Annotated in this window: 24 protein-coding genes and 1 other RNA gene; 12 read left to right on the forward strand and 13 right to left on the reverse strand. The window is 60.8% G+C overall.

Annotated features, from left to right (window positions below; genetic code table 11):
• Positions 1-15 precede the first annotated feature (15 nt).
• Positions 16-2,718, forward strand: a complete 2,703-nt coding sequence (locus ACR3EK_RS07220; protein ID WP_480633040.1) for an Rne/Rng family ribonuclease — start codon at positions 16-18, stop codon at positions 2,716-2,718.
• A gap of 38 nt (positions 2,719-2,756) precedes the next feature.
• On the opposite strand, the gene ACR3EK_RS07225 is transcribed toward ACR3EK_RS07220, so the two are convergent.
• Positions 2,757-2,996, reverse strand: a complete 240-nt coding sequence (locus tag ACR3EK_RS07225) for a sulfurtransferase TusA family protein (RefSeq protein ID WP_480633041.1) — start codon at positions 2,994-2,996, stop codon at positions 2,757-2,759.
• 105 nt (positions 2,997-3,101) lie between these two features.
• Between ACR3EK_RS07225 and ACR3EK_RS07230 the strand changes: the two genes are divergently transcribed.
• The 4 genes from ACR3EK_RS07230 to ACR3EK_RS07245 all read left to right on the forward strand — a co-directional run bounded on the left by ACR3EK_RS07230 (position 3,102) and on the right by ACR3EK_RS07245 (position 7,507).
• Complete coding sequence (locus ACR3EK_RS07230; protein WP_170338729.1) at positions 3,102-3,854, forward strand: cytochrome c biogenesis CcdA family protein; 753 nt, start codon at positions 3,102-3,104, stop codon at positions 3,852-3,854.
• A gap of 78 nt (positions 3,855-3,932) precedes the next feature.
• The gene (locus ACR3EK_RS07235) at positions 3,933-5,207 is read left to right on the forward strand and encodes a hypothetical protein (RefSeq protein ID WP_222456619.1); all 1,275 of its coding nucleotides are present in this window, start codon (positions 3,933-3,935) and stop codon (positions 5,205-5,207) included.
• The gene (locus ACR3EK_RS07240) at positions 5,204-6,553 is read left to right on the forward strand and encodes a cytochrome P450 (RefSeq protein WP_480633042.1); all 1,350 of its coding nucleotides are present in this window, start codon (positions 5,204-5,206) and stop codon (positions 6,551-6,553) included. Before ACR3EK_RS07235 ends, ACR3EK_RS07240 begins: the two co-directional genes overlap by 4 nt.
• 72 nt (positions 6,554-6,625) lie before the next feature.
• Positions 6,626-7,507, forward strand: coding sequence for a fructose bisphosphate aldolase (locus ACR3EK_RS07245; protein WP_480633043.1), 882 nt, complete (start codon positions 6,626-6,628; stop codon positions 7,505-7,507).
• 2 nt (positions 7,508-7,509) lie between these two features.
• On the opposite strand, the gene ACR3EK_RS07250 is transcribed toward ACR3EK_RS07245, so the two are convergent.
• The 4 genes from ACR3EK_RS07250 to fumC are packed head-to-tail and all read right to left on the reverse strand — an operon-like array spanning position 7,510 to position 9,961.
• The gene (locus ACR3EK_RS07250) at positions 7,510-8,112 is read right to left on the reverse strand and encodes a DNA-3-methyladenine glycosylase I (protein ID WP_480633044.1); all 603 of its coding nucleotides are present in this window, start codon (positions 8,110-8,112) and stop codon (positions 7,510-7,512) included.
• A gap of 51 nt (positions 8,113-8,163) precedes the next feature.
• Positions 8,164-8,394 (reverse strand): ribbon-helix-helix domain-containing protein, encoded by a 231-nt coding sequence (locus tag ACR3EK_RS07255; protein WP_480633045.1) that lies wholly within the window; start codon positions 8,392-8,394, stop codon positions 8,164-8,166.
• On the reverse strand, positions 8,391-8,567 hold the full coding sequence (locus ACR3EK_RS07260; RefSeq protein WP_480633046.1) for a DUF4169 family protein: 177 nt from the start codon (positions 8,565-8,567) through the stop codon (positions 8,391-8,393). The genes ACR3EK_RS07255 and ACR3EK_RS07260 overlap by 4 nt, the downstream gene beginning before the upstream one ends.
• Positions 8,567-9,961, reverse strand: a complete 1,395-nt coding sequence (gene fumC, locus ACR3EK_RS07265) for a class II fumarate hydratase (RefSeq protein WP_480633047.1) — start codon at positions 9,959-9,961, stop codon at positions 8,567-8,569. Before fumC ends, ACR3EK_RS07260 begins: the two co-directional genes overlap by 1 nt.
• Positions 9,962-10,205: 244 nt before the next feature.
• Between fumC and ACR3EK_RS07270 the strand changes: the two genes are divergently transcribed.
• Entirely contained in the window at positions 10,206-10,733 is a 528-nt protein-coding gene (locus tag ACR3EK_RS07270; protein ID WP_254444953.1) for a hypothetical protein, read from the forward strand.
• A gap of 40 nt (positions 10,734-10,773) precedes the next feature.
• Here the strand turns inward: ACR3EK_RS07270 and ACR3EK_RS07275 are convergent, their stop codons facing one another.
• From ACR3EK_RS07275 to ACR3EK_RS07310, 8 genes are all read right to left on the reverse strand, one after another.
• Complete coding sequence (locus tag ACR3EK_RS07275; protein ID WP_170403236.1) at positions 10,774-11,238, reverse strand: SspB family protein; 465 nt, start codon at positions 11,236-11,238, stop codon at positions 10,774-10,776.
• A 76-nt stretch (positions 11,239-11,314) separates the two neighbouring features.
• Positions 11,315-12,589, reverse strand: a complete 1,275-nt coding sequence (gene chrA / locus ACR3EK_RS07280) for a chromate efflux transporter (RefSeq protein WP_480633048.1) — start codon at positions 12,587-12,589, stop codon at positions 11,315-11,317.
• Between the two features lie 215 nt (positions 12,590-12,804).
• The gene (locus tag ACR3EK_RS07285; protein WP_093961996.1) at positions 12,805-13,236 is read right to left on the reverse strand and encodes an ester cyclase; all 432 of its coding nucleotides are present in this window, start codon (positions 13,234-13,236) and stop codon (positions 12,805-12,807) included.
• Between the two features lie 101 nt (positions 13,237-13,337).
• Positions 13,338-13,685, reverse strand: a transfer-messenger RNA (tmRNA) gene (ssrA, locus tag ACR3EK_RS07290).
• 35 nt (positions 13,686-13,720) lie between these two features.
• Positions 13,721-14,083, reverse strand: a complete 363-nt coding sequence (locus tag ACR3EK_RS07295) for a DUF4345 family protein (RefSeq protein WP_170367069.1) — start codon at positions 14,081-14,083, stop codon at positions 13,721-13,723.
• 64 nt (positions 14,084-14,147) lie between these two features.
• On the reverse strand, positions 14,148-14,798 hold the full coding sequence (locus ACR3EK_RS07300; protein WP_480633049.1) for a hypothetical protein: 651 nt from the start codon (positions 14,796-14,798) through the stop codon (positions 14,148-14,150).
• Between the two features lie 13 nt (positions 14,799-14,811).
• Positions 14,812-16,212 carry a selenium-binding protein SBP56-related protein gene (locus ACR3EK_RS07305; RefSeq protein WP_480633050.1) on the reverse strand — a complete coding sequence of 467 codons (1,401 nt, stop codon included), beginning with the start codon at positions 16,210-16,212 and terminating at the stop codon, positions 14,812-14,814.
• Positions 16,213-16,339: 127 nt separating this feature from the next.
• On the reverse strand, positions 16,340-17,071 hold the full coding sequence (locus tag ACR3EK_RS07310) for a FadR/GntR family transcriptional regulator (protein ID WP_170339285.1): 732 nt from the start codon (positions 17,069-17,071) through the stop codon (positions 16,340-16,342).
• 85 nt (positions 17,072-17,156) lie between these two features.
• On the opposite strand from ACR3EK_RS07310, the gene ACR3EK_RS07315 reads away from it, so the two are divergent.
• The 6 genes from ACR3EK_RS07315 (at position 17,157) to frr (ending at position 22,119) form a co-directional block, all read left to right on the forward strand.
• Positions 17,157-17,948 (forward strand): DUF2182 domain-containing protein, encoded by a 792-nt coding sequence (locus tag ACR3EK_RS07315; protein ID WP_170371111.1) that lies wholly within the window; start codon positions 17,157-17,159, stop codon positions 17,946-17,948.
• Positions 17,949-17,952: 4 nt separating this feature from the next.
• A complete protein-coding gene (locus tag ACR3EK_RS07320; protein ID WP_093962001.1) occupies positions 17,953-18,657 on the forward strand; it encodes a DUF1326 domain-containing protein in 705 nt (234 codons plus the stop codon).
• Positions 18,657-19,184, forward strand: coding sequence for a DinB family protein (locus ACR3EK_RS07325; RefSeq protein WP_480633051.1), 528 nt, complete (start codon positions 18,657-18,659; stop codon positions 19,182-19,184). The genes ACR3EK_RS07320 and ACR3EK_RS07325 overlap by 1 nt, the downstream gene beginning before the upstream one ends.
• Positions 19,185-20,288 (forward strand): dimethylsulfoniopropionate demethylase, encoded by a 1,104-nt coding sequence (locus tag ACR3EK_RS07330; protein ID WP_480633052.1) that lies wholly within the window; start codon positions 19,185-19,187, stop codon positions 20,286-20,288.
• Between the two features lie 88 nt (positions 20,289-20,376).
• Positions 20,377-21,372 (forward strand): acryloyl-CoA reductase, encoded by a 996-nt coding sequence (gene acuI / locus ACR3EK_RS07335; RefSeq protein WP_170338698.1) that lies wholly within the window; start codon positions 20,377-20,379, stop codon positions 21,370-21,372.
• A 183-nt stretch (positions 21,373-21,555) separates the two neighbouring features.
• Positions 21,556-22,119 carry a ribosome recycling factor gene (gene frr / locus ACR3EK_RS07340; protein ID WP_170338696.1) on the forward strand — a complete coding sequence of 188 codons (564 nt, stop codon included), beginning with the start codon at positions 21,556-21,558 and terminating at the stop codon, positions 22,117-22,119.
• Positions 22,120-22,127: the final 8 nt, after the last annotated feature.

Raw genomic sequence — 22,127 nt, forward strand, 5'->3', positions numbered from 1 at the left:
GTGCACCAAGGACACATGGCAAAGAAAATGCTTATCGATGCCACCCACGCGGAGGAGACCCGCGTCGTGGTGGTGGACGGAAACAAGGTCGAGGAGTTCGATTTTGAATCCGAAAACAAACGCCAGCTTGCTGGCAACATTTACCTGGCAAAAGTAACGCGCGTCGAACCTTCGCTGCAGGCGGCCTTTGTTGACTACGGCGGGAACCGGCATGGCTTCCTTGCGTTCTCGGAAATCCATCCGGACTACTACCAGATTCCGGTCGCGGACCGCGAAGCCCTGATGGAGGAAGAGCGCGCCTACGCTGAGGCAATGAAGGCGCGGGACGAGGCCGAAGAATCCAAGCCCAAGAAGCGCCGCTCGCGGTCGCGCTCGAAGGCGGCAGAGGTCAAGACGGACGATCCGGTCGAAACGCTGGACGTATCCGCCGAACCGACGGGCATGGAAACCATCGACCTGCTTGAGGAAGAGGCCGCTGATCAGGATGTGCCCGAAGGCACGTCTCCGATGGAGACGGTCGCTGAAACTCCGGTCGAAGAGCCGAGTGAAGACGCGAGTGACGAACCGGCGGACGAAAAGGCCGAAGTCGAAGCTGACGCCGCACCCGCTGAACCGGTCGAAACAGACGAGCCGTACGCGGATGCAGCGGACGACGCTGACGCCGAAGCTGATGAGGCCAAGCCGGATGCGGCTGCCAAGGATGACACGATCGAGTCGGTTGCGGATGATGATGACAGCGAGGATATCCGTCCTCCGCGCAAACCACGCCCGCGCCGCTACAAGATTCAGGAAGTCATCAAAGTGCGCCAGGTTCTGTTGGTGCAGGTCGTCAAGGAAGAACGTGGCAACAAGGGTGCCGCGCTGACCACTTACCTGTCGCTGGCCGGCCGGTATTGTGTGTTGATGCCGAACACCGCACGCGGGGGCGGCATCAGCCGCAAGATCACCAACGCCGCGGACCGCAAGAAGCTCAAGGAAATAGCATCCGAGATCGACGTGCCTACGGGCGCCGGTCTGATCATCCGTACAGCCGGCGCCAAGCGTACCAAGTCCGAGATCAAGCGCGACTACGAATACCTGCAGCGCCTGTGGGAGCAGATCCGCGAACTGACGCTCAAATCGATCGCTCCTGCGAAGATCTATGAGGAGGGCGACCTAATCAAGCGGTCGATCCGTGATCTTTACAATCGGGACATCGACGAGGTTCTGGTCGAAGGCGAAGGCGGCTACCGCATCGCCAAAGACTTCATGAAGATGATCATGCCGTCGCACGCCAAGAACGTGAAGCGGTACGAGGACCAACTGCCGCTGTTCGCGCGCTATCAGGTGGAAAGCTATCTGGCGGGAATGTTCAACCCGACGGTCCAGCTGAAATCGGGCGGATATATCGTGATCGGTGTGACCGAGGCGTTGGTTGCCATCGACGTGAACTCGGGCCGGGCCACCAAGGAAGGCTCGATCGAGGAAACTGCGCTGAAGACCAACCTTGAGGCCGCCGAGGAAGTTGCACGCCAGCTGCGCCTGCGCGACCTGGCCGGTCTGATCGTCATCGACTTCATCGACATGGACGAGCGCAAGAACAACCTGGCGGTCGAAAAGCGCCTGAAGGACAAGCTGAAGACCGATCGGGCCCGTATTCAGGTCGGACGGATCTCGGGCTTTGGCCTGCTGGAGATGAGCCGCCAGCGCCTGCGCCCAGGAATGCTTGAGGCAACCACACAGCCTTGCCCGTCCTGCCATGGCACCGGTCTGATCCGCTCGGATGACAACATGGCGTTGTCGATCCTGCGTCAGATTGAAGAGGAAGGAACACGCCGCCGTTCGCGCGAGGTGCTGGTGCGGTGTCCGGTCAGCATTGCCAACTTCCTGATGAACCAGAAGCGCGAGCATATCGCGCAGATCGAGGCCCGCTATGGCCTGTCGGTTCGGATCGAAGGTGACATTCATCTGGTCAGCCCTGATTTCTCGATGGAAAAGTTCAAGACGGCCAGCCGGATCGTTCCCGAAGCGTCTGCGCCGGTGGTGTCCGCGACGGCATCGCTGATGGATCTGGTGGATTCCGAGGACGAGGTTGAAGACAGCGCCGTCGAGCCGGAACAGGCGGAAGAGGAAGCCAAGCCGAAGCGCAAGCGCCGCCGGCGTCGCCGCAAGAAGAACGGCGGTAACGGCGAGCAATCGGAGGCAACCACTTCTGACGAAGCTGCGGAAGACAAGGCGAACACCGAGGTGCAACCAGAAGAGTCCGGGACGGAAAAGACCGCTGAGCCTGAATCCGCTCCGGCTGAGGCCGCAGAAGCTGGTGCTGAAAACGTGACCGAGGGTGAAGCGGAGCAGGCCGAGGAAAAACCGGCCAAGCCCAAAAAACGTCGGGCACCGCGCCGCAAGAAAACGGCCGAGGTCGAAGAGGCCGCCGCGCCGGAACCCGAGGTGGCCGAGGAAGCGGTTCAGGCGGCTGCAGAAACGCCTGCCGAAGAGGCTTCCGCTGCTGCGGACAATGCCCCCGAAGCGCAAGCTGAGGAGCCGGTCGAAGCGAGTGAACCCGAGGTAGCGGCAGAAATCGAGACGCCTGATGCCGAGCCCGTGGCGGAAGCGCCGGAAGCGGCAACAGAAGAAAAAGCCGAGGACACAGCAGAGCCGGTGCTTGAGACGGTAGCGGAAGAACCCGAGCCGTCCCCGGCCAAGCCCAAGCGGCGCGGTTGGTGGTCTCTGGGCCAATAAAACAACAAAGGCGGACAGTATTGTCCGCCTTTTTTCTTTCAGGCCCCGCCGTTTTTCCGAATGAGATAGACGTGGTGATCCGCAGCTTCTTCCATCCCGATCAGCTCGTGCCCGGATTCCGAGCAGAAATGAGGTACATCGACGATTGCGGCCGGATCGTCGGCAAGGACCCGGAGTAGGGAGCCCGCAGGCATGGCCTTGAGCCGTTTGCGGGCTTTCAGGACGGGCAGGGGGCACAGCAGGCCCAATGCATCCAGGGTTTCGGCTTCATGTGTCATGGCTCTCAGATATTTGCATGGCGCACAGCTGTCCAGCCAGCAACCACGAGGATGTGACCGAATAGCCCCGTGACGCGCCCCACTGGATATCTTATGTGCAGTGGCATGTTCGGAATCGATATCATCGACGCGGGGCTGCTGCCCGCCATGTTCATCGCGCTGGTCGGCGGGTTGATCAGCTTTCTGTCGCCTTGCGTGTTGCCGATCGTGCCGCCTTATCTGGCCTACATGAGCGGCGTGACCATTCACGAGATGCAGGATCAGGCGCAGGCTAGACGCAAGGCGACTCTGTCAGCGCTGTTCTTCGTTCTTGGACTGTCGACGGTGTTCCTGCTGCTGGGCTTCACGGCCTCGGCCTTCGGCGCATTCGTGCTGCAGAACCAGGAACTGTTCGCCAAGGCCTCGGGTCTGGTGGTGATCGTGTTCGGCCTGCATTTCCTGAACGTGTTCCGAATTCCGATCCTGGACCGCGAAGCGCGGCTCGAAACCGGGGACTCCGGCGGCTCGGTCTTCGGGGCTTACATCCTGGGGTTGGCTTTCGCATTCGGCTGGACCCCTTGCATCGGCCCCCAGCTTGGCGCGATTCTGTCGCTGGCCGCGTCCGAGGCCTCGGTGGCGCGGGGCACGCTGTTGCTGGGCGTCTACGCGGCGGGTCTGGGCATACCGTTCCTGCTGGCTGCGATGTTCCTGAACCGTTCAATGGCGGTGATGAACAAGCTGAAACCGCATATGGGAACGATCGAAAAAGTCATGGGTGGCTTGTTGCTGGTCGTCGGCATCATGCTGGTGACGGGTCTGTTCACCGAGTTCAGCTGGTGGCTGCTTGAGACGTTCCCGGCATTGGCCACTCTGGGCTGACGCGGCGCCCGGTCGCGATGATCGGGCCTTACCTTGGCCACATCGCTGCGCTAACCTGCCCGCAACAAGGGCAAAGGCATGAGCAGTCAGGTTCCGCAATCTGGGGTACAACGACGCCGGGTGTTCTATATCCCCGGCTATGATCCGATCCATCCCCGCCGCTATCGCGAACTCTATCGGAAAGAGGGGCGCGCGCAGTCAGCGATTTCCGGGTATCGGTTGGAGGTCTCGGCCAAGACGGGCGATGGCCCCTATGGCTGGCACGTCCGGTCGGAGCAGGACGGGGCCGAAGTAGATACGGATGTCGAGGTTCTAGTCTGGTCCGACATCGTGCGCGACAGCATGGACAGCTCGATCCCGGCGACCTACTGGCAACTGCTGTGCACGGCCTCGATCTACATCTCGACTGGCACGCTGTGGCGGCTGATGCGGCTGCGCAAAGGACCGGTGATCGCCGCACTCTATCCGGTGGCGATGTTGCTGGGGCAGTTGGCGCTGGCGGGATTGGTCTTCTACGGTGTGGCAATGTTGTCCGAGTCCGCGATGCATTGGTTGGTTGAAGCTGTGGAAGGACCCGCGCTGTTCGGTCCCTATTTTGCGGCGCGGATGTATCTCAGCCTGGCTATTGGCGTGTTGGCGGGCTGGTGGGTCTTGCGCTGGTTCCGAAAGATCGACAACCGCCTGTTCGCCTATTACCTGATGCACGACTATGCCTATTCTGCGCGTCTGCGGGGGGAAACGCCGCCCGAGTTGCAAGCTCGGCTGGACGAATTCCGTGCCATTATTGCGGCAGCGCTGCGGTCGCCCGTCGATGAGGTTCTGGTGGTGGGCCACAGTTCCGGCGCGCACCTTGGCGTCTCGGTTCTGGCCGACCTGCTGCGGCGGGGCGAGGTGCCACCGGATGGCCCGGTCCTATCGTTCCTGACATTGGGGCAGGTGATGCCGATGGTGTCATTCCTGCCGCGGGCCGACCGGTTGCGGTCCGACCTGCAGTTGCTGTCGCAGACCGAGCAGTTGGCATGGGTCGATGTCTCGGCACCCGGGGATGGCTGCGCCTTTGCCCTATGTGATCCGGTGGCGGTCAGCGGGGTTGCCGGGCTGGGCAAACGCTGGCCTCTGGTCCTGTCGGCCGCTTTCACGCAAACCCTGTCGCCCGAACGCTGGGCCGCGCTGCGCTGGCGGTTCTTCCGTCTGCATTTTCAGTATCTTTGCGCCTTTGATCGGCCGGGCGACTATGACTATTTCCGCATCACCGCCGGGCCGCTGACACTGGGCGCACGTTTTGCCGGGCGGGCGCCGTCGAAATCGCGGATCGAGCGGGCGGTGTCCAAATACCGGACGGTGCGCGCATGATCCCGCCCAAACCGCCCGCCAGACCGGACAAGGTATCGCTGTGGCAATACTTGCGCCTGTTCCGGCGTGACATCCTGTCGGCCCAGCCGCAACGCCTGTACCGCGCTTGGATGGCCGAGTTTCGCACCCCGTTCTTCCGGTCCTACCTGATCAACCAGCCCGAGTTGATCGACCGGGTTCTGAAACACCGTCCCCAGGATTTCCCGAAATCCGGCCGGATCAGCGAAGGCCTGCGGCCCCTGCTAGGCCAATCGGTATTCCTGACCAACGGCGCGACCTGGGAGCGCCAACGCCGCATCATCGATCCGGCCTTCGAGGGCGGGCGGCTGAAACAGACCTTTCCCGCGATGCTGGCCTCGGCCGAGGCTTGCGCCGATCGCCTGCGCGACAGGACGGGCGTGCCGGTCGAGATCGAAGAGGTCACCAGCCATGCCGCCGCCGACGTGATCTTTCGCACCTTGTTCTCGGTGCCTATCGAGCACGAAATCGCCGCACAGGTGTTCGAGAAATTCCGCGCCTATCAGCGGCAGCAACCTCTGCTGAACCTTGCGGCTTTCGTGCCGCTGCCCGGCTGGGTGCCTCGGTTCCACCCGCGCAAGACCCGCCGTGAGGCGGCTAAAATCCGCGCCTTGATCGCCCGCATGACCCGCGAGCGGGCCGCGCAGATCGCCGCCGGCGCCGCGCCCGACGATCTGGCCACCAAGATCCTGACCACGTCCGACCCCCTGACCGGGCAGTGTTTCGATACCGATGAGATGATCGATCAGGTGGCCATCTTCTTTCTGGCCGGGCACGAGACCAGCGCCTCGGCCCTGGCATGGACGCTGTACCTGATGGCCGCCTATCCTGACTGGCAGGACCGCGTGGCCGTGGAAGCCCGCGCGCAGGATGAAATCAGTTTTGCCAGCATGTCCCGCCTCAAGCTCAGCCGGGATGTGTTCCGCGAGGCGCTGCGCCTCTATCCCCCGGTGCCGATGATGGTGCGCGAGGCCACATGCCCCGAACGTTTCCGCGACCGCGACGTGCCCAAGGGCGCTCAGATCGTGCTCAGCCCGTGGCACCTGCACCGACATGAACGGTTGTGGGAGGACCCCGACAGCTTTGACCCGTCCCGCTGGGCGACCGAAAACGGCAAAGCCTGCCAGCGGGCGGCCTTCATCCCGTTTTCGGCCGGGCCGCGCGTCTGTACCGGGGCGGGGTTTGCGATGGTCGAGGGGCCGTTGATCCTGTCGACCCTGCTGCGCCGATACCGGTTCGAACCTGTCGAGGGCCGCTCCCCGGTCCCGGTGGCGCATCTGACGGTCCGGTCCCGCGACGGAATTTGGCTGCGCGTGGTTGAGCGCTAACAAACTATCATCGCCCCGCGCCATGCTGTATGCGGTTGGAAAAGCGGAATCATTACTGAACGGGAAAGTGTTATGTCCAAGGCTGAACAGCGCGAACAGATGATCAACGGTGCGGGTTTTATCGCGGCTTTGGATCAGAGCGGCGGCTCGACGCCCAAGGCGCTGGCGTTGTACGGGGTGCAGCCGTCCAACTATTGCTCGGACGAGGAAATGTTTGCCGAGATCCAGAAGATGCGCGCCCGGATCATCCTGGCCGATGACTTCACCCGCGACAAGGTGATCGGCGCGATCCTGTTCGAACGCACGCTGAGCGAGGAAATCGACGGTCGCAAGGTGGCCGATTACCTGTGGTCGGTCAAAGGCATCGTGCCGTTCCTCAAGATCGACAAGGGGCTGGAGGACACCGCCAACGGTGTGCAGCTGATGAAGCCCATCCCGGGCCTGGCCGAGACGCTGGCCAAGGCCGAAGGTGTGTTCGGCACCAAGGAACGCTCGGTCATCCACGAGGCCAATGCCGAGGGCATTGCCGCCGTGGTGAAACAGCAATTCGACGTGGCCCGCGAGGTGATCGCCGCCGGCATGGTTCCGATCATCGAGCCCGAGGTGAACATCAAGTCGGACACCAAGGCCGAAGCCGAAGAGATCCTGAAAGCCGAAATCCTCAAGAACCTTGACGAGTTGGGCGAGGGGCAGGACGTCATGCTGAAACTGACCCTGCCCAGCAAGGCCAACCTGTATGACGAGGCCGCCGACCATCCGCGTGTTCTGCGGGTGGTGGCGCTGTCGGGTGGCTATTCGACCGACGAGGCCTGTGACCTGCTGGCGCAGAACGGCAAGATGATCGCCTCTTTCTCGCGTGCGCTGACCGAGGGGCTGTCGAAACAGCAGTCGGATGCCGAGTTCAACGCGGCCCTGGGCAGCAATATCGACAAGATCTACCGCGCCTCGGTCTGAGGTCAGACCGGTTTGGTGAACGAGCGGCGCATCTGCGCCGCTTTTTCGCGCATGGCGCAGCCGGTGGCGTGGTCATTCACCAGCCCCATCGCCTGCATGAAGGCAAACACCGTGGTGGGGCCGACAAATTTCCACCCGCGCTTTTTCAGATCCTTGGACATGGCAACCGACTCGGGCGAAGTCGAGGCCGTCTGCGGCGCAGGAGGGGACTCGGGCTCGAACCGCCAGACATAGGCCGCCAGCGAGCCGGTTTCGGCCACCAGTTCCTGTGCGCGGCGGGCGTTGTTGATCACCGCCTCGATCTTGCCGCGATGGCGGATGATACCGGAATCTTGCAGCAGGCGCTCGACGTCCGCTTCAGAAAAGACGGTCATCACGTTGAAATCAAAACCGGAAAAGGCTTTGCGGAAATTCTCGCGCTTGGCCAGAATGGTGCGCCAGCTGAGGCCGGATTGGAAGCTTTCAAGGCAGAGCTTCTCAAACAGGCGCTGGTCGTCACCTACTGGATAACCCCATTCATTGTCGTGATAGTCGAAGAATTCCGGCGCGGCCTGACACCAGCCGCAGCGCGGCCGGCCATCCGGTCCGGTCACGAGTTCGCGCATCGAATGTACCCTTTTTGTTCGTCGAAAGCCTAGGCGCAGACGGGTATCAGATCAAGGGCTGCGATCGGGTGACCGGTACCAGTTCAGAACAAAAACGCGAATGGCCGACGCTAATCCAGTCTCGGGGTCGCGCGCGACATCAATTTCCGAGGCCAAAACATTGATCGGCAACCCTTTTGCCTTGGCGATGTCTCGGAACGCGTGCCAGAACTCATCCTCGAGCGAAACCGAAGTGCGGTGCCCCTTGAGCGTCAGCGAGCGTTTGACGGGCGGGCCGCTCATTCATCCAGCTCGTGATTGTCCAGATCGCGGCGGGCCTTATCGGCACGAGCCTCGTCCAGCTGCTTTTCCGCTTTGCTGCGCCCGAACGCCGCCGCGTTCCGGTCGGCGCGGGCCTTTTCCTCGGCCCGCGCCTTTTCCTTGCGATACCGGTTCAGATTGACCGGCTTGCCCATCAGTCCTTGGGCCCGATCATCTGCTCGGGGCGCACGACGGCGTCAAAGGTCGCCTCATCGACGAAGCCCAGCTTGATGGCCTCTTCCTTCAGCGTGGTGCCGTTCTTGTGCGCAGTCTTGGCGACCGCGGTGGCGTTGTCATAGCCGATGGTGGGGGCCAGGGCGGTGACCAGCATCAGCGATTCCTTCATCAGCTTGTCGATGCGCGCCTCGTTGGCCTTGGTGCCCAGCAGCATACGCTCGGTAAAGCTGTCGGTCGCGTCTCCCAGCAGCTGGATCGACTGCAGCAGGTTGTAGGCCATCATCGGGTTGTAGACGTTCAGCTCGAAATGGCCCTGGCTGCCGGCGAACTTGATCGCAGCGTCGTTGCCCATGACGTGGGCGGCGACCTGGGTCAGCGCCTCGGCCTGGGTCGGGTTGACCTTGCCCGGCATGATCGACGATCCGGGCTCGTTCTCCGGCAGGATCAGTTCACCCAGACCCGAACGCGGCCCCGAGCCGAGGAAGCGGATGTCGTTGGCGATCTTGTAGCAGCTGCCCGCGACTGTGGCCAAGGCGCCCGACAGGAACACCATCGCATCGTGGGCGGCCAGCGACTCGAATTTGTTGGGCGCGGTGACGAAGGGCAGGCCGGTGATTTCGGCCATGTTGGCGGCGACGGCCTCGGCCCAGCCTTTCTGGGTGTTCAGCCCGGTACCGACGGCGGTGCCGCCCTGTGCCAACTCGTAGATTCCGGGCATGGCGGCGCTCACGCGGGCGATACCCTGACGGATCTGATGGGCATAACCGCTGAACTCCTGGCCCAGTGTCAGCGGAGTCGCGTCCTGGGTGTGGGTGCGGCCGATCTTGATGATGTCCTTGAATTCCGCGGACTTCTGCTCGAGCCCGGCGGCCAGCTTCTCCAGCCCCGGCAGCAGCACGTCACGCACGCTCATTGCAGTGGCGATATGCATTGCGGTGGGGAAGGTGTCGTTCGACGATTGGCCCATGTTGCAGTGATCGTTCGGGTGCACCGGATCCTTCGAGCCGATCACGCCGCCCAGGATCTCGATCGCGCGGTTCGCGATGACCTCGTTGGCGTTCATGTTCGACTGGGTGCCCGATCCGGTCTGCCAGACGACCAGAGGGAAATTGTCGTCGAACTTGCCCTCGATAACCTCGCCTGCGGCCTGGATGATCGCGTCGGCGATACGTGCGTCCAGCTTGCCGGTGGCCTTGTTCTGCATGGCGCAGGCCTTCTTGACCACGCCCAGCGCGCGCACGATGGCGACGGGCTGCTTCTCCCATCCGATGGGGAAGTTCATGATCGAGCGCTGCGTCTGCGCCCCCCAATACTTGTCGGCAGGAACCTCGAGTGGGCCAAAACTGTCGGATTCGGTGCGGGTCTGAGACATTTGTCACTCCGTCTGGTATGCAGTCGCATGCCGTTTAACCGCAGCTAAGCTATGGTTCAATCGGCCAGTTGCGCGCACCTTAGTCCGAAGGGCAAAAAAGGTATAGCCATGCGGTGTGCGTCACTTTTCTTGGTTGGTCACAGGGCCGTACCATTGTGCCCGTTCCCGGCTGAGCTAAGATAAAGAAGGCAACCGCGGAGAAAGAACCATGAATCGCTCAGACCGGACCTCATCTTTCGCGCAAATGGCCCGATGGCTGTCGGTACTGGCGTTTGGGCTTTTGTTGGCATCTCCGGGATGGGCACAGGACATCGGTCCGTTTGTCGGCGACTATGTCGGATCTGCCGACGTGGTGGATGCAGACGGGTCGTCGACCCCGCGCGACATGAGCGTTTCCATCGCAGAGACGGGCGAGGGGTTCGTGGTCAAATGGACGACTACCACCTACAAAGCCGACGGCCGGGTGAAAGAACAAAGCTTTTCGGTCGAGTTCCGACCTTCTGATCGGAACAACATCTATTCCGCAGCCATGAAGCGGAATGTCTTCGGTCATGAGGTTCCGCTGGACCCGATGAAGGGGGAACCCTTTGTCTGGGGGCGGATCGAAGGGGAAACACTGACCGTCTTCTCGCTGTTCATAGACGAGGACGGCGGGTACGAATTGCAGCAGTATGACCGAACACTGGCCGAGGGCGGGCTGAACCTGTCCTTTTCCCGGTTCAGAGATGGACAGAAGTCGCGTTCGGTCGAAACATTCCTGGAAAAACAATAGGCTCCGCCAAAAAAGCGAAGCCTCGTCCAATGGCCGCGAATTACTTGCGGAAGCTGTCCAGCGATACGATATCCGCATCGTGATGCGGCTCGTCGTCGGGTTCGACCTCGATCGACTCGGCCTCGATTTCCACCGGGTCCTCATCTTCTTCGTCCGAGCTTTCGAAGCGCAGCCCGAATTCGACCGACGGATCGACAAAGGTCTGGATGGCCGAATAGGGGATATACAACGGCTCCGGAGCGTCACCGAAATTGAGCGTGATGGCAAATCCGTCCTCGCCAACCTCGAGATTTTCGAACCAGTGCTGCACCACGATCGTCATCTCATCAGGGTAGCGTTCGCGCAGCCAGTCAGCGATTTCGACGCCGGGCTCACGGGTATCGAACGTGATGAAGAAATGGTGCGCGCCGGGCAGTCCGGTTTCAGAAACGCGCTTCAGAACAGTCTTGATCAGCCCGCGCATAGCGGTGTGCATCAAGTTGCCGTAGTCAATGCCTTGCGACATGTGTCATCCTCGAAAGTGGTTATCCCAAGCATAAGGGATTTGATCGGAAACGAAAGAGCGGGTTGCGTCTGATTGTTCAAACCAGATGCAGGATTGCGCCTGCACCTATCATGATGACCAGCGTCGTTGCCAGACCGGTTTTTCTTATGAAAATCAAGACTCCGGCAAGGGACGTCAATCCAACGGCTGCGATGTCCAAGGTCGAAAAAACCGGAATGGGCAGTGAGATCGGACCAAACTCGACATCTCCGATGGATCCAAACAGGACATGCAGTCCGAACCACACCGACAGGTTGAGAATCACACCGACGACCGCCGCGGTAATTGCGCGCAATGCTCCCGACAGTCTCGGTCTTTGCGCTATGACGTCCAGGTAAGGCGCGGCAACGAATATCCACAGGAAGCACGGAACGAAGGTCGCCCACAGCGCAACGACCCCGGCTGCCAGCGTAAGGGACATCCCGCCCGCCAATTGCCCGGCGAGCATGGCTACGAATTGTGTGACCAGTATCAATGGGCCGGGGGTGGTTTCTGCCAGTCCCAGCGCATCTATCATCTGATCGGTAGAGATCCATTGATAGTTCTCGACGACCGTCTGTGTCATGTAGGCCAGCACCGCATAGGCCCCGCCGAAAGTGACTACTGCCAATCGTGCAAAGAACCAGCCCAGATCGCTTAGCAACGTCTGGCCGGAAAGGGTCAACAACACCAGCGGAGCCAACCAAAGAAACAGCCAGAGCGCTGCGGTCCGCACGGGCCGAGCCAATGCGGTATCGACATTCTGCGAAACTGAAGGCTGCTCTGAAGGCTTACGTGAAAAGCCCCAGACAGCCGCGGCCAGAATGATCAGGGGGAAAGGTAGATTCAGAGCGAAGATCGCCAGGAACGCCAGTATCGCAAGAATCCCGGGCTCTGCCCCAGATAGTGTTTTGCGAGAAAGATTGAGCACCGCCTGCAGAACGATCACGATAACCGTGGCCTTGATCCCGAGAAATGCAGCCTGAACCAGGGGAAGATCTCCGTAGGCAGCATACAGGCCGACCAGCACAGCTATCACCAGCGCTCCGGGCAGAACAAACAGGCCGCCGGCAATCAGCCCGCCCGGCACGCCCCGCAGCCGCCAGCCGGCATAGGTGGCCAGTTGCATGGCTTCGGGGCCGGGCAGCAACATGCACAACGACAGCGCGCGCAGAAAGCTCTGCTCATCCAACCATGGCCGCCGTTCGACCAATTCCTGGTGCATCAATGAGATCTGTGCCGCTGGGCCACCAAATGAGAGGAGGCCAATGCGGCCGAACACCCGGACCAGTTCTGCCAGTGGGGGGTTCACTACCGGGGCTCCGCCCTGCATGCGCCGGTTTCGGCGGTCCTCGGTCGGCTCCATCCGATATTCGGAGCATAGGTGCTGATCCGACCACCAGCGATCATTGGAAACTGCGCAGCCATGGCATGTGCCCCTTTGGATTTGGAGACATGCGAACCCGGGCTGCCGCCGGGCAGGGCGTTCACATGCTGACCCCGTGTGCTCTTGCTACTCGGGGTCAGCACGCGCGGTCAAGAACCGGTTCAGGCCCAGTCCAGCCGTTGCCCTGTCATGCAAACGGGCAAGGTATCCTGCGGGAACTGGCCGAGCTGTTCGAACAGGGAAACGAAGTCGAACTGGTTGTAGGCTTCGACCATCTTGTCACCTTTGAAGCGCGCCATCACTTGGCCTGTGACCTCCAAGGGCGCGCCGTTGTCCGCCCGCGAGGTCCGCACATGCAGAACGGCTGACGCCCAATCGCCATTTTCGATAATTTTGGGCAAATCCACCTGAATTTCGCCCAGAACGTGCCGAAAGGCCATGACCAGGTCGCGAAAGTCGTCCGCGCCGACCTGCATTTCGGGTATCAGCCCCTCGGCCATCGTTTCCGGGGCAAAATACTGGTCGATCGCGTCAATATTGCCTTTTTCCCAAACCTCGGAATACCAGGCCCTGAGTATCTCTGAATGAGTCATCCCAACTCTCCTGTCTGTCTTCCGCTACTTTGAATGACAGGAGTGAACAGTTTCTGAATGGCGGCCAAATTCGGTGCAAAAACCCAGACAAAATCTTGGGAAATGCAGGTTTCTGTTGCCAGGTACCTGCGAACCCCGCCTTACGCGGCTAGGCGCAAGGACTTAAGTTTCGGTCTGGTTACTGCTTACGCAGCAACGGCAACCGGAGCACGATTGTCATTTGCAATTGTACTGTTTTCGCCGGTAACGGTGGCAGACAGCCGAGACAAAGCTAACCCCTTTAGACGTTCGTCGATCCTGTTTCGGCCCCATGATCCCCAAATGAAGGATGTATGGTGGAGCCGCCGGGTACCGCCCCCGGGTCCGATCCGCTTATTACGAGCGCGTTTATGTCCATAGTCCCGAAGGACAGGATTTATATAGGTGAGGATATTTGCGGATGCAAACCCCCAAAGCGCGGGATCATGGCGATTTTTCCAACCTTTCACGCGGGCTTCGTCAGGTTGGCGGCAATCAACCAGATTGCCAGCACTAATTCGATTCCGCCGAAGGTCAGCGCCTTGGCCAAGGGGGGATTGTCCAGCAGAACCGACACGAACCGACCCAGCGCCGCGCCCGCATAGACCACGCCCAACATCGCGTAGGCCATCGGGTGGTTCAGCCACAATACGGCGATGCCGGTCACGACAAACAGCCCGCCGACCGAGGCCCGCATCTCGCTGAGGCCCATCGTGCTGTTGGTGGGCGCAAGGTCCAGCGAGGCCGCCGTCCAGGCCGGAGCCAGAAAGCCGAACAGGCCAAAGCCGATGGTCAGAAGGGCTGCGATGATGTTGAGTATTCCGGTCATTGGGGCCTCGCTTTTCAAATGCCTGCCCGTCGAACCTAATCTGTTTCGGGGCAGGGGGAAGACCTCAGATTGCGGCCCAGAGGCCGAGCACCCCCACAAGGATCAGGCTGAGCGCCCAGACCATTTCCAGGTTGAACCAGCTGCGAGACAGAAACTGCAGGCCCAGCCAGCGATAGACCGCGAAGGCCAGCGCACCGCCGCCCAGCATCATAGCGCCCGTATGGACCGCGGCCACAGCCAGAACCAGCAGGCCATTGGTGCCCATGATCTCTGACACGGCTCTGTGGCCGGTATCCAGCTCGTCCAGCCCGCACAGGCCCAGATAGATCGGGACCAGCATCAGCGCCGCACCATGCGCCAACGCCACCAGAAACGACCACAGCGCCAGCCGACTGGGCGGTACGCGCGCTAGAAACCGTGGGTGGCGCCGGGCGATCGCGATGTAGAGGCCCATAGCGATCACGATCAGGGCCGCTCCGATCCGGATTTCGCGCTGATAGTCTACAAGGATGGTCATCAGCGCAAAGGGCAGCAAAACACCCAGCATCGCCACAAAATGCCCGCCCGCCAGCGCTGCCAACGCGCGCCAGAGAGCGGATTGGCGTTGCTCCATCAATGCCGCCGACACGGCCAACGGCCAGCCCATACCGGGGTTCAACCCGTGATAGGCACCGCTCAGAACAACGGCCAGCCAGAGGCCGGCCGTCGATGTCATCAAGACGTCCAATTCAGACCGAAGGGTAGCAGAAACTGTCGGTGGAGCAGTCTCCTCCCTCAAGCCGGATCTGGTGGCTGCGATACCCTTTCGGGAAGTCCACCCAGAAATCCTTGTCCAGTGTCAGGCCGCCTTTGTCGCCCACATCCGCCTTGATCATCGCAGCGCCGCGATCGCCAGGATAGAATTGGTCATCCCATGTGGAATAGAGCGAATTGGTCCAGTAGACGCGTTTGCCGTCACGGCTGATCTCGACCATCTGCGGGCCATAACCAAAGTCCTTGCCGTTGGGATGCTTGGTTTTCTTGACGATTCCGCCGATCTCGACCTTGCCGGCCAGCTTGGGCTTCATCGGGTCCGAGACATCGTATTGGTGCATTTCACCGGTGCCCCAGCACGCGACATACAGGTATTTGTCGTCCAAGCTCAAGTCGATGTCGGTGACCAGAGGCGGCACCGCCGAGAACCCTTTGAGCAGATCGGGAAGATCATCCGGATCAGCGGGTTGCGGGTCGATCGTGATGGTCTTCTTAGCCTCGAAACTGCCATCCTTGTTGCGCCACCAGGTAAAGATTGCGCCCTGAAGATTGGTGGTGTCGACCACCACGCCGCAGAACCCGTATTGCTTGACCGGGTCATGCGCCGGCCGGATTTCCAGCGCCATCTGGTGGTTCTCGCCCAAATCGATGGTCTGGATGTTGGTGCGGTCGCGCAGGTTCCAGAAATGGATCCGGTGGCCATATTTGTTCGACAGCAGATCTTCGGCCACGATCCCGTTTTCGAATTGCGGGGGCAGACCCCATTCGGAACTGACCATGTAGTCACGCGGCAGGTTCCACCAGAAATCATAGTGCTTGTCCTGCACGCCGCGCTCGATCTCGTAACGCCCGATGATGTCGAAGGTCTCGCAATCCATGATGAAGATGCCCGGAGGCCCATCGGTGCCATCCGGTCCGCCGCCACCCAAGGTGCTGACATAGATACCTTCGGGTCCGCAATGGATCGTGTGGGGGCGGGAATACCCCGTCTTTGCAAAGACTTCTTCGGGTTCGATGATTTTGTGGATTTTGGCCTTCAGCGGCTCTTTCACGTCAATCACGTAGATCCGGCTGGAACGGATACCGGGGATGATCAGGTACCGGCGCTCAAGAAAAGCGTGGCCGGTCAGCGGAGACAGGGCCGAAGAACAGGCGTTCCATCCGAAATGGTGAAACTCGTCGCCCTTGTTGGGCATCATCACCTTGTGAACGATCTTTCCGTAATCGCCCGAAGTTGGGTCGACATTCACAACCGCCAAGCCATCGGGCTGCGAAAAATCGGGGCTGAGCATCAGCGTGAAGGCCAAGGTTTCGGGCGGGGCCTCCATGGCCATCTTGGCGGATGGATAGAATGTTGGATCCGGTCTTTTGTTCATAACGTCCTCCCGTAAGTCATTGAAAATCAATTTTATTGAGAGTGCCGGTCTTCCCGCCGGATGATGGTCTGCCTGCTCGAGTGTCCTTTCCGTTGATGTGATGCGTCAAGAAGAATTCAGAGTGTCTTCAGGCCGGTTTCCGCCGACGTTCGGCCACATCATGGGCCAGGCGGCGGGTGTAGGTTTCCAGTTCGACCAGCGCGGCGTCGACGGTCTCGGCGTCCTGCGCCTCCAGCGCGTCGGCGATCTTGCTGTGCAGGCGGATGATCTCCTCGCGCGAGCGGGCGGTGAAGGTGATCATGTTCATCAGGGGCTGCATCGCCTCGACGGCTCCGGCCAGTTGATAGGACAGGACAGGGTTGCCCGCGCCATCGACCAGTGCCCGGTGAAAAGCCACGTCCGAGGCGCAGAAGGCCTCATCCGTCAGACCGGGCTGCGCCTGACGGAAGATTTCCGCGCGCATGGTGGCCAATTGATCGGCGGTGCGCCGCTGGGCCGACAGGCGCGCGCAGGCACGTTCCAACGCATAGCGGGCCTCGCAAGCGGTGTCGAAGCTGACCTCGTTCATCGACAGCAACAGCGTCGAAGTCGTGATCTGCTGAGAATAGGCGTCCTGGAAACTCAGCCGGTTGACGAAGGCACCCCCCGTCGCGCCGCGCTGGGTACGGATCAGCGATTGCGCCGCCAGCCGTTTCAGCGCCTCGCGCACGGTGGGGCGCGACACCTGGAACTGGTCCGCAAGCTCGGATTCCGAGGGCAGGCGCTCGTCCACGATCAGCTCTCCTGATACGATGGCATCGCGGATGGCCTGGGCGATCTGCGCGGACAGGTCGGTGCTTTTCTGGGGATCGATTTTCATCTTCTGCAGGCCGCCGTGAAAAATTTATTTGTCTGACATTTAAAAGTCTGACATTTGAAAAGCAAGCACCGAGTCGGGAGGGAACATGAGTCGGGCACTTCTACGCAGCGGTTTGTGGCTGGGCTTTTTCGTCCTGATCCTGTGGGCCTGGTGGGTGATGTACACCATGAGCCGCGACATGGGCGTCGATTGGATTGGCCGACCCGGGCCAATGGCCGAGGCGATGCGTGCGATGGATCCCCGCATGGACATGTACATGCCGATGGCCGAGTTCGGCCCGCTGTTCGTGATGTGGGCGATCATGATGGCCGCGATGATGCTTCCGACGCTGGTTCCAACACTGAGAAGCTATGAGGATTTGATCCAGAGCGCCAATGGAACAAGGCTCGGGTGGGTCGGCGTTCTGTTGGGTTATTTCGTGGTCTGGGCCGGGTTCGCCGCGTTGATCACAGGTGTTCAGCTGGCGTTGCTGTTCGGGGGCGTGATCGACATGCTGGGCATTGCCAAGTCTCCGCTTTTTGCCGCCGGTCTTCTGATTGCCGTCGGTGCCTTTCAATTCACGCGCGCCAAGGAGGTGTGCCACGGGGTGTGTCATGCACCCATGACCTATTTCCTTGGACACTGGCGCACCGGCTTCTCTGGCGGTCTGCGCATGGGGCTGGGGCTGGGCGCCTTTTGTGTCGGCTGCTGCTGGGGGTTCATGGCGCTTGGCTTTGTCGGAGGCGTGATGAGCCTGCTGTGGATGGGTTTGGCGACCCTGTTCATGGTGTTGGAGAAATTGCCCCAGATCGGTCATGTTCTGACACGGCCGCTGGGTTTCGCTTTGATTGCAGGTGGCCTTGGGCTACTGATCTACCCAATTGCATACGGAGGATAAGCCGATGGCAAAAAACAGAAAACCCGATGCCGACAAGCTGCCGGTCAGTCAGCGAATTGACAGCCGGATGCCAAATCCCAAGCGCCGCGAGATGAGCCCGACGGACTGGGCCATCAAGGGTGAGCTTATCCTGAACTGCTCCTGCGACGTGTTCTGCCCCTGCGTGGTTTCGCTGGGGGCGCACCCTCCGACCGAAGGGCATTGTCATGCGTGGATGGGTGTGATCATCGACGAGGGACACTATGAAGGTGAGGACCTGTCGGGTCTGAACGTTGGTCTGCTGGTCGATATTCCCGGCCGGATGGGCGAAGGCCAGTGGAAGGTCGCCGCGTACGTGGATGAGCGCGCAAGTGGCAAGGCGTACAACGGCCTGTTGCAGATTTTCAGCGGGCAGGCTGGTGGCACCACTGGGCTGTTCACGATGCTGGTGAGTGAAATCATCGGCGCCGAGCGTGCTCCGGTGCAGATCGAGCGCGACGGCAACAAACGCCGCATCGTCATCGGCCGCAAGATCCAGGGTGAGATCGAGATGCTGGCAGGCAAAGATCCCGAGCATCCGGTCATGGTGTCCAATTCCAAGTATTGGATGGGTCCGGACATCATCGTGGCGCGTGGCACCAAGTCGAAGGTGCGCGACTATGGTCGTGTCTGGGATTTCGGCGGCAAATCTGCCGAAATCTGCCCGATCGACTGGCACGGACCCAAGTGATGATCACCGGCGCCTATGCTCGGCAGATGGCCCGCTATAACCGCTGGCAGAACAGCCAGTTGGCGGGTTTTCTTCAAGAGCTTTCTCCCGAGGAGTTGACCCGGGAACGCGGTGCGTTTTTCGGGTCGATCTTGGGGACTGCCAACCATCTGCTGTGGGGCGACTGGATCTGGATGTCCCGGTTCGACAAAGGTCCGGGGCCTGAAAGCAATCCGCACCGCAAGGGCGGCGGTATTCACGAAAGCGTCCACCTGTGCCCGGATCTGGCGCACTGGCTTCCACTGCGCGAGACCATCGATTTCCGGATCGATGCTTGGGTTGATACTCTGGGCGACGAGCCAATCTCGGGCCCGTTCACATGGTATTCCGCGGCAAAAGAAGAGAACATTACACTACCTTACGCCGTGTGCGTGATGCATTTTTTCAATCATCAAACGCATCACCGGGGACAAATCCACAAAATGCTGACCGAGGCCGGGTCTGAGGCTCCGGTCAGTGATCTCGTTTTCTTGCCCGAGGAGGTCTAAGTGCCACAGATTTCTTTGTCGCGCCGGCTGCGGCGCACGCCGTTCTCCGATGGGGTCGAGGCGGCCGGTGTCAAAGGCTATACCGTGTACAACCGGATGTTGCTGCCCACGGTATTTGAAAGCGTCGAGGCCGACTATCGGCATCTCAAGACCCACGTGCAGGTCTGGGACGTATCATGCGAGCGGCAGGTCGAACTGCGCGGTCCCGATGCCGCGCGGCTGATGCAGATGCTGACCCCGCGCGATCTGCGCGGCATGTTGCCGGGCCAGTGCTACTATGTGCCGATCGTGGACGAAACCGGGGGAATGCTGAACGATCCTGTGGCGGTGAAACTCGCGGATGACCGCTGGTGGATTTCGATTGCAGACAGCGATTTGCTATTGTGGGTCAAAGGCTTGGCCAACGGATATCGACTGGATGTTCTGGTGGATGAGCCGGACGTGTCGCCCTTGGCGGTGCAGGGACCCAAGTCGGATGACCTGATGGCGCGGGTCTTTGGCGACCGGGTGCGCGACATCCGCTTCTTCAAGTTCGACATGTTCCAGTTCGAGGGGCGTGATCTGGCGATTGCGCGGTCGGGTTATTCCAAACAGGGCGGGTTCGAGATCTACGTCGAAGGCAGCGACATCGGCATGCCCTTATGGAATGCGCTGTTTGCTGCCGGAGAGGACCTGCAGGTTCGGGCAGGCTGCCCCAATCTGATCGAGCGGATCGAGGGCGGGTTGCTGTCTTACGGCAATGACATGACCGACGACAACACGCCCCATGAATGCGGGTTGGGCAAGTTCTGCAATACGCATACGGCCATTGGCTGCATCGGGCGGGATGCTCTGCTGCGGGTGGCCAAGGAGGGGCCGGTTCAGCAAATCCGCCCGATCGCGATCGAGGGAGACGCGGTGCCACCCTGTGATCGGCCGTGGCCGGTCTATGGCGGCGGCAAGCGTGTGGGTCAGGTGACCTCGGCCACTTGGTCGCCGGATTTCCAAACCAACGTGTCGATCGGTATGCTGCGGCTGAGCCACTGGGATCCGGGAACGCAGGTTGAAGTCGAAACGCCGTCTGGAATGCGGACTGCAATCGTGCAGGACAAGTTCTGGATTTGAGCCGGGAAGGGCGCGCGGGACGCGCCCGGGAAGCATTTGGGCCAGATGACAGATCGGTCGGGCCACGGTCAATGAAAGGAATTGGAATATGTTCAACGCTTTGGTGATGGAAAAGGACGAGGAAAGCGGACTGGCCAGCCCGGTGATCAAGCAGATCTCGGAAGATGACTTGCCGCATGGTGAAGTACGTGTGGCCGTCGAGTTCTCGACCGTCAACTACAAGGATGGTTTGTGCATGTCGCCCAAGGGCGGCGGTCTGGTCCGAAATTATCCGCATGTGCCCGGGATCGATTATGCCGGAACGGTCGAAGAGTCCTCGGACGACAGGTACAAGCCCGGCGACAAGGTTGTACTGACCGGTTGGCGCGTGGGTGAGGCACATTGGGGCGGGTACGCCCAGAAGGCCAGCGCGCTGGCCGATTGGCTGGTGCCTCTGCCCGAGGGGTTGAGCACGCGCCAGGCCATGGCCGTGGGAACTGCCGGTTTTACCGCGATGCTGGCGGTGATGGCGCTGGAAGATCACGGTCTGACGCCCGACCGCGGGCCGGTTCTGGTAACCGGTGCTGCCGGGGGCGTCGGCTCGGTTGCCACGGCGATTTTGGCCAATCTGGGATATGAAGTTGCGGCTGTGACCGGGCGGCCAGAAACCGAAGGCTATCTGAAGGCGCTTGGTGCGACGTCGATCGTGCCGCGTGACGAGTTGAACGAAACCACCAAACGTCCGCTGGAAAGCGAAACCTGGGCTGGCTGCGTTGATGCCGTCGGGGGCGCAATGCTGGCGCGCGTTCTGGGTCAGATGAAGTATGGCGCCTCGGTGGCAGCGGTCGGTCTGGCCGGTGGCGCGGGCCTGCCAGCGACCGTCATTCCGTTCCTGCTGCGCGGTGTCAACCTGTTGGGAATCGACAGCGTGATGCAGCCGTTCGACAACCGACTGCGGGCCTGGCAGCGCGTGGCTTCGGATCTGCCGATGGACAAGCTGGAAGCGATGATTCAGCCGGCCACTCTGAATGATCTTCCGAAGCTGGGTGCCGACATCCTCAACGGTCAGGTCAAAGGGCGCGTGGTCGTTGACCTGAACGCCTGAGCCTTGGTTTTTTCTGTGCCAGACCGGCTCGCCACAGGGCCGGTCTTTTTCGTCCGGGGGATCGGTTTTTTCGCGGAAACAACTCTGGTCATTGCCACATTTCCCGATCATGATTGCTATACATCCCAGGTGCGATGGCGTAAGAGCCATTCCAACATCACCTGAAGACGGGGAGTGAGCAGCATGTCTGACGATTTTGAACTGGACACCGATGATCTGAAACGCCGCATGGATGGCGCGATGGCCAACCTCAGAACCGAATTCGCGTCGCTGCGCACCGGGCGTGCGTCGGCTTCGATGCTCGAGCCGGTTATGGTGGATGCGTATGGGTCGATGACACCGATCAACCAGGTCGGCACCGTGAACGTTCCCGAGCCGCGCATGGTCACCGTGAATGTTTGGGACAAGTCTTTGGTCGGCAAAGTGGAAAAGGCAATCCGGGAAAGCGGACTGGGCATCAATCCGCAGCTGAACGGAACGATCATCATGCTGCCTATCCCCGAGCTGAACGAAGAGCGCCGCCGCGAGCTGGGCAAAGTGGCCGGGCAATACGCCGAACACGCCCGCGTTGCCATTCGCAACGTGCGCCGCGATGGCATGGATCAAATCAAGAAAGCCAAGGCCGACGGCCTGTCGGAAGACGATCAGAAGTTCTGGGAAACCGAGGTTCAGGAACTGACCGACCAGATGATCAAGGCCGTAGATGCGGCCCTTGAGGCCAAGCAGGCCGAAATCATGCAGGTTTGAGCGCAAGC

This window comes from Ruegeria sp. BC8, assembly GCF_056535705.1.